The sequence below is a fragment of the Acidovorax sp. GW835-FHT14G06 genome (assembly GCF_058793595.1).
In genome coordinates, this window is the sequence record NZ_JBXAGA010000018.1 from 47,069 (window position 1) to 54,619 (window position 7,551).

Annotated in this window: 7 protein-coding genes; 5 read left to right on the forward strand and 2 right to left on the reverse strand. The window is 59.2% G+C overall.

Translation table 11 applies throughout. The features are described 5' to 3' along the window. Position 1 precedes the first annotated feature (1 nt). The 3 genes from AC1Q64_RS23130 to kce are packed head-to-tail and all read left to right on the forward strand — an operon-like array spanning position 2 to position 3,197. Positions 2-1,468 (forward strand): hypothetical protein, encoded by a 1,467-nt coding sequence (locus tag AC1Q64_RS23130; protein WP_020227208.1) that lies wholly within the window; start codon positions 2-4, stop codon positions 1,466-1,468. Next, entirely contained in the window at positions 1,465-2,259 is a 795-nt protein-coding gene (gene surE, locus AC1Q64_RS23135; protein ID WP_020227207.1) for a 5'/3'-nucleotidase SurE, read from the forward strand. Before AC1Q64_RS23130 ends, surE begins: the two co-directional genes overlap by 4 nt. Then, positions 2,256-3,197 carry a 3,5-dioxohexanoate:acetyl-CoA acetone transferase gene (gene kce, locus AC1Q64_RS23140; RefSeq protein WP_024000939.1) on the forward strand — a complete coding sequence of 314 codons (942 nt, stop codon included), beginning with the start codon at positions 2,256-2,258 and terminating at the stop codon, positions 3,195-3,197. The genes surE and kce overlap by 4 nt, the downstream gene beginning before the upstream one ends. Before the next feature lie 13 nt (positions 3,198-3,210). Here the strand turns inward: kce and AC1Q64_RS23145 are convergent, their stop codons facing one another. Next, positions 3,211-4,254 carry a LysR family transcriptional regulator gene (locus AC1Q64_RS23145; protein WP_024000938.1) on the reverse strand — a complete coding sequence of 348 codons (1,044 nt, stop codon included), beginning with the start codon at positions 4,252-4,254 and terminating at the stop codon, positions 3,211-3,213. A 376-nt stretch (positions 4,255-4,630) separates the two neighbouring features. Here AC1Q64_RS23145 and AC1Q64_RS23150 point away from each other — a divergent pair, with 376 nt between their 5' ends. Both AC1Q64_RS23150 and can read left to right on the forward strand, forming a co-directional pair. After that, complete coding sequence (locus tag AC1Q64_RS23150) at positions 4,631-5,887, forward strand: branched-chain amino acid ABC transporter substrate-binding protein (RefSeq protein WP_049696848.1); 1,257 nt, start codon at positions 4,631-4,633, stop codon at positions 5,885-5,887. Between the two features lie 11 nt (positions 5,888-5,898). Continuing rightward, positions 5,899-6,612, forward strand: a complete 714-nt coding sequence (can, locus tag AC1Q64_RS23155; RefSeq protein ID WP_024000937.1) for a carbonate dehydratase — start codon at positions 5,899-5,901, stop codon at positions 6,610-6,612. An 11-nt stretch (positions 6,613-6,623) separates the two neighbouring features. Here can and AC1Q64_RS23160 read toward each other — a convergent pair whose 3' ends face one another. Next, complete coding sequence (locus tag AC1Q64_RS23160) at positions 6,624-7,349, reverse strand: TetR/AcrR family transcriptional regulator (protein ID WP_082176364.1); 726 nt, start codon at positions 7,347-7,349, stop codon at positions 6,624-6,626. Positions 7,350-7,551 lie beyond the last annotated feature (202 nt).

Consider the following 7,551-nt stretch of genomic DNA (forward strand, 5'->3'; position numbering starts at 1 on the left):
TATGGCACACATTCACATCTTGGATACGACAATTCGCGACGGACAGCAAGCGCTGTGGGGTATGCGGATGAAGGCTGGAATGGCGCTCCCAGTCGCTCCTATCATTGACAGGACCGGCTACAGCGTCATTGATACAACGGCTTCCTCTCTGTTTGAGGTACTGGCGCGCAGTTGCCAGGAGAACCCCTGGGAAGGCCTGGACCTGCTGGTGGAAGCCATGCCAAGGACACCCAAGCGGGCGGGAATGCGCTCCAACGCAGCGGTCACCTTCTCCATCACGCCTGACGCGTTGATGGACGCGTGGATGCGCCAGTTGAACGTGCACGGGCTGCGCAGCTTCTGGGTCTACGACGTACTTTTCAACATCGACAAGATGCTGCGTCTCGCCAAGGTCGCCAAGGAGTTCGGATCGACCTGCGCGGGAGCCCTGATGTTCACGCTTTCGCCTGTGCATACCGATGCCTACTACGCAGACAAGGCAAAGAAGCTGGCGGCTTCCGACGATATTGACTCGATCCTCATCTACGACACTGCAGGTGTCTTGGAAAAAGAGCGCCTGAGCACGTTGATCCCGGCAATCCTCGCGGTCTCGCGCGGCAAGCCGATCGAGCTTCACGCCAACAACATCCTGGGCCAATCGGGCAAGGCCTATCTGGATGCGGTCGAGCTCGGAGTCACCATCCTTCACACCTCTTCTAGGCCGCTGGCCAATGGGCCTGCCGTTCCTTCGGTCCAGATGTTTGCCCACAACCTGGAGGTGATGGGGCACACCCACGACCTGAATCTTGACCTTCTCGAGCCGGTCGCCACTCACTTCGAACGGGTGGGACGCGCCGCTGGCTATCTGATCAATCAGAACAACGAGTACGACGTGCTTGCTGTGAAGCATCAGATCCCTGGGGGGATGGTCGGTACGTTGAAGGCGAATCTTGCCACGCACCGCATGGAGCACAGGCTGGACGAGGTGCTCCGCGAAACTGCGGTTGTGCGGCGCGAGCTTGCATACCCCGGCATGGCGACTCCCTTCAGTCAGATCGTGGGCATCCAGGCTGTTCTGAACATCGTCACTGGCAAGCGCTACTCGATCGTCTCGGATGAGGTGATCGCATACGCCGCAGGTCACTACGGCGAGATGGTTGCGCCCATCGAGCCAAACGTTCTCGACAAGATCATGTCGAACCCGCGTGCCAAGCACGTCGTCGCCAACCCTCCCGAACAGCCGACCATCCAGGAACTGAGGAAGCGCCACGGCACGGAAGACGACGACGAACTCTTGTTGCGGGCCCTTGTTCCGGAAGCCGACCTGGTGCGCATGCGCGCCGCCGGCGCCGTGCGACGCGACTACCCGCTCTTCTCCAGCCCAGAGCTGGAAGAGGTGTCACGACTCATCCTGGCGACGAAGCTGCCCAGCGCTCAACTGCGATTTGGTGAGATCGAACTCGAGCTTTATGGGAGCCAAGCGGTATGACCTCCAATGAGTCGATTGAAGCTTTGACACGCCGCATCGTTGTCGTGAATGACGACGGCGTGCACGCCCGCGGCCTGGCCCTGCTTGAGAAGGTCGCCGCGAAGTTTGGCGGCGAAGTCTTCGTTGTTGCTCCCGACGAAGAGCGGTCGGGCGCTTCGCAGTCCATCTCCCTTTCCCTGCCACTGCGTGTCCGGCAATTGGATGAGCGTCGATTCGCCGTCAAAGGTTCGCCAGCGGACTGCGTGATGTTTGCGCTCGGACACCTGCTGAAGGACTCTCCGCCCACGCTTGTGCTTTCGGGCGTCAATCATGGTGAGAACCTGGCCGATGATCTTGCATATTCGGGGACTTCGGGTGCGGCGATGGAGGCTGCGCAGTTCGGCATCCCTGCTATCGCATTCAGCCAGGTGCGTGAACTCGGTCAGATGCCGAACTTCGACGTCGCGGAGCGACACCTGGAACCAGTCCTTAGAAAGCTGATTTCGCAACCGTTCGTGGATGGATTGGTGTTCAACGTGAACTTTCCTGCCAATCCTGGCGGCGAAGTGACAGGCGTTCATGTAGTCCCTGCAGGCCGTCGTGTCCGAAGGCCGTTCTTCCCTGTGGAAAGCCGCGATGGGCGCAACATTCCGCTGTACTGGGTTCATGTGGACTATGCCCACGAAGTACCCGCGACGCCCGGCACTGACTTGGCGTCCGTTCGCTCAGGCGCTATCTCCGTCACCCCCCTGCGCAGAGACCCGACTGACGAGTACATCCTTGGGCGCATCGAAGAGGCTTTCGCATCATGACTACCTCCGTGAGCCGCAAGGCCATCATTACGTGTGCCATCACAGGCGCTGTACACACTCCGACAATGTCGCCGGCTCTGCCGGTGACCCCGAAAGAGATTGTCGACTCCAGTCTGGCCGCCGCAAAGGCAGGTGCAGCGGTAATTCACTTGCATGCGCGGGATCCGGTCGATGGACGCCCAACCCCTCGGCCAGATGTCTTCATGGAGTTTCTTCCCGAGATAAGCGCGCGCACGGACGCAGTTCTGAATATCACCACCGGTGGTAGCACCCGCATGACGCTCGAAGAACGTCTGGCTGCACCGCTTCAGGCGAAGCCTGAGTTGTGCTCGCTGAACCTGGGTTCGATGAACTTCGTGTTCTCTCAGATGGCGTCCAAGTACGACACATGGAAGCATGCTTGGGAGAAGGACTATGTAGAGGGCAGTGACAACGTCATTTTCCGCAATACCTTCCGAGACATCGACGGCATCCTGAGGCAACTTGGCCACCAGCACGGCGCTCGGTTCGAGTTCGAATGTTACGACCTCGGCCACCTCTACACGTTGGCGGACTTCGCTGATCGGAAAATTGCCCAGCCGCCGTTCTTCGTGCAGATGATCTTCGGCGTACGCGGTGGAATTGGCGCAGATCCCGCGCATCTGACGCACATGAAGCGCACGGCGGACAAGCTGTTTGGAAACGACTACGTGTTTTCGGTCATGGCTGCCGGCCGCCACCAAATCCCATTCGCAACCCAGAGCGCAGTGATGGGAGGCAGTGTGCGGGTGGGATTGGAAGACAGTCTTTTCATCGCCCGCCGGACCCTCGCCGAATCGAACGAGCAACAGGTTGGCAAGATCAAACGCTTGCTGGATGAGCTCGGCATCGAGGTGGCAACACCCGATGACGTCCGATCGATGCTCCAGTTGAAGGGGCGTTCAAACGTCGGCTTCTAGTTGGTTGTCGAGCCTATTCGTCGTTCATCATCCAGGGCTCATTCTCGTGGGAGGTCACCTCCCCCAGAATGATGTCCTCCATGGCTTTGGCTTCAGGGGATTGATTTCTTTCGCGAAGCCTTGCCATGTAGAGCGTCCGGCTGAGTGCCGGACGCAGTGGCTTTGCAACGAATTGTCCGGATTCAAGTTGTTCCTGGCAGGCCATTGCAGGAAGAATTGCACAGCCAAAGCCTTGAGAAATCATCCCTCGCATGAGCGAGACACTGTCCATGCGGACCATCGGGTCAAGCTCGATGTTGCCGTCTTGCAGATAGCGCTCTATCACAAAGCGTGTTCCGTGGGTGGCGGCAGGAAGCAGCAGGTCCGGGATCGCGCTGAGTCTTGATCGATCAATCAACTTCTCGCCGACCAACGGATGGTCGTTTCTCATCGTCAACTCCAGTGGTTCAACAATGATCTTGCGGGTTGCAATCTTCTGCGAGTTCGGATTGTGGAGAACCACGGCCAAGTCGACGGCCCCGTCCGCCAGATACTGGTGGACATGGCCGCTTGAAGCCTCCAGCACAGTCAGCTTGGTCTTGGGGAATTCCTCCCTGAAACGGCGGATTACACCTGGAAAGTATCGCGAGGAAAAAGGACGCGGGGCCGCAATGGTGACTCGGCCTCGCGTCGTTCCCCTCGTCATGCTGATCTGTTCGCGTGCAGACTCCATCTCGCGAATGATCAGTTCGGCCTGGCCCAGCAGAACTTCGCCGGCGTGCGTCAAGGTGACTCCACGGCTTGCTCGCAAAAGCAGCGGGGCGCCCAGTTCCTCTTCCAACTGCTGGATCTGGCGACTGAGAGTCGACTGTGCCACGTCCAGCGCCGCCTCTGCAGCGGTGAAGCTCCCCATCTTGGCGACTTGCGAAAAGTAGAAGAGGCGGCGGCTATCTATCAGGTGCTGGGCGGCACGTTCGCCAAGCTCGCTACGCTTGTTCCGTGAGGAACTTGGGCTTGTATCGGCGATGCTCGCCTGATCATCCTCCGCCATGGGCAGTGCTTTTTTCTTGGTACTCATGTAAACCTAAGTGGCTATGCCGCAGAACTGCGGCCACAGCCAAGGGCTGTGAAGCTAGATTCAAACTCTGCACGTTGTCGACGTGCGTTGCGCTGGTCAATTTTACGGGGGGGCGACTATGCCGGCAGTCCTCGAAATCCCGAATCTGCCGGTCGTCATTGCCCGCATCGACATATCGAAAACCACTATGGAAGATATGTACAAAACGGATTGTAATTCACGGAAACCCGCCTCTGGTTGATGGCTATCGATCAGGGCAGCCAGCTTTTGCATAGGTAAGAAAGAGACAAGTATGCTGAAACTCATTGATGTGCTTCTATATGGCATTACGACATGCCGCCGCATTGCTCTCGCGATTGCTCTTCCGTGCATTGCACTGACAGATTTTGGAGCTGCGGCATATGCAGCTGAGCAAACAACAGCGGAACGCAATACTGCGCCAGCAGTGAAGATGGCGCTGATCGAAAGCCTCTCGGGCACCTTCGCCAACACCGGCGAGGCCGTCTACCGCAACATCTACTGGGCCATGGAGCGCGTGAATGCGCGCGGCGGCGTGGCGCTGCCCACCAGCGCCGGCGGCCCGCGCCCGCTGGCGCTGGAGCGCTACGACAGCAAGGGCCAGAACGAAGAGGCCCTGTCGGCCCTGCGCGCGGCCATCGACGATGGCGCGCAGATCGTGCTGCAGGGCAATTCCTCGGCCACGGCTGCGGTGCTGATCGAGGCCATCAACAAGCACAACGAGCGCGAGCCGAACAAGCGCGTGCTCTTTCTCAACTACTCGGCGGTGGACCCCATCCTCACCAATGAGAAGTGCAGCTTCTGGCACTTCCGCTTCGACGCCCATGCCGACATGCGCATGGCCGCGCTGATGGAGGTGATGCGCGAGGACAAGGCGCTCAAGAGTGTCTACCTGATCGGCCAGGACTACAGCTTCGGCCAGGCTGTGCTGCGCGAGGCGAAAAAGCAGCTGGCGGCCCAGCGTCCCGACGTGGCCGTGGTGGGCGACGAACTGCATCCCGTGGGCCGCGTGAAGGACTTCGCGCCTTACGCCGTGAAGATCAAGGCCAGCGGCGCGCAGGCCGTGGTCACGGGCAACTGGGGGAACGATCTCACGCTCCTGGTCAAGGCCGCGCGCGAGGTGGGCTACGAAGGCAGCTTCTACACCTTCTACGGCAATGCGCTGGGCGCTCCGGCAGCCATCGGCGACGCCGGCATCGGCAAGGTGGTGGCCGTGGCCGACTGGCTGCCCAACGTGCCGGGCGCCCAGAGCGAGGTCTTCTACCAGGCCTTCCGCGAGCGCTTTCCCAAGCCGCAGGACGACTACGTGCACATGCGCATGCAGCTCATGGTGGAAGCGCTGGCCCAATCCATCGAGCGCGCGGGCAGCACCGACCCGGTGGCCGTGGCGCGCCAGATGGAGAAGGCCAGTGTGCAGCTCTCGGGCCAGGGCGGCAGCATGCGCGCGGCGGACCACCAGTTCCAGCAGGCGCTGGTAGTGGGCGTGATGGACAGGAAGGGCGCGCCCGGCGTCAAGTTCGACGTCGAAGGCTCGGGCTATGGCTTCCGTGTGGTGCGCCAGATTGCTCCCGCCAAGGCCGAACAGCCTCATGGCTGCAAGATGTCCAAATACTGATGAGGGCGTATATGTCGACTGCTTCCATCGACGATCTTTTCGTCAACAACCGCACCTGGGCCAGTCGCATGGAGCGCGAGAGGCCGGGATTCTTCACTGACCTCATGAAGCAGCAACAGCCGAAGTTCATGTGGGTCGGTTGCTCGGACAGCCGGGTTCCCGCGAATCAAATCACGGGTTTGGATCCAGGCCAGATCTTCGTCCACAGGAATGTGGCCAACGTCGTGGTGCCAACGGATCTGAACAGCCTGTCGACCATTCAGTTCGCTGTAGATCAGTTGCACGTTGAGCACATCATGGTGGTTGGACACTATGGCTGTGGTGGTGTTCAGGCCGCTCTTCAGAACATCCGCGTTGGATTGGCAGACAACTGGATCCGCCACGTCAAAGACGTGCGAGATCGGCACCACGAGTTGATCGAGAGACTCGATCCCCAACATCACCTGGATGCACTATGCGAGCTCAATGTCGTAGAGCAGGTCATGAACGTTGCACAGACGACCGTAGTACTCGATGCGTGGAAGCAAGGGCAAGCGCTTGCTGTGCACGGGTGGTGCTACGGTCTGAAGGACGGGCTCATCAAGGACTTGAAATTCTCCGTGCGCAGTACTTCTGAACTAGAGACCAAATACAAAGCCGCAGTTGCCTCGATCACACGAAGCGAATTGGAAACGCGGTGTGAGGACAAAGCTATCGAGCAATGGCGAAGCCGTCAGGCTTCTTGAAAAGGCACGCGCTACGTTGGGAGAATCCCTGCAAGCGTTGTCCTCAGACAGTGTTCAAAAGCCTTCACATCCATGGGCTCTGGAGCAATGCGACGTTGCACAGAGCCCTGCGCGAGCACAGTCATCAATTCGTAGCGGGCAGCCAACTCACTGTCGACCAGGTCTGGATAAGCTGTCCTGAAAATCCTCATGCAGGCTGCATAGGTTTGCGCGTCCGAATGGGAGACGATCTTGGCGACTGCCGGATCGCGGAATGCTTCCGCAGTCATGTGAAGCACGAGCAACTGATTTTCCACACTCTCGGTGTCCGCATTCGCCATCCGAGAGGCGAAGACATGCGCCCAATCCATCCGCAGACCTGTCTCCTCGATACGTTCTAACCGCCAGGCTGCTATGCCTTCCATGATGGCGTGAACGATGGCTTCCTTGTTGTCGAAATAGCGGTAAATCTGCCCAGCGCTCAGGCGCGTGCGTTCCGACAGCCGCGACATCGTCAAGCCGGCAAAGCCATGCTCAAGCACACACGCACGCGCCTGGCGCAGGATCATGCTTCTACGCTCCTCATAACGATCGCTTTTCGAGGATTTCCGTTCCGGGTCTAAGGCCATTGCCTGTTGTCTTACAGAGCTATTCATGTGCTCATGATAATAATTGAGAATGATCGTTCTCAATTCACCAATTTCTCCTTCCGAGCCGCAGGCTCGGCTAGCTCTTCCATACGGTGCATTCATCGCCATAGGGGTGGTGCTTGCGGGTTGCGGCGAGCCGCCACCGCCACAGAAAGCGGGCCCAGTAGAAGTGGGGATCGTGACCTTAAGCGCTCAGCCCGTGTCGCTGCAGAAGGAGGTGTTCGGGCGGACAGGGGGTCTCCTCGTTTTCAGTGCAATAAGTGACGGTACGCAAAGCTAGCACTGGCGCGGGGGTGGTCTGGGTAGACCG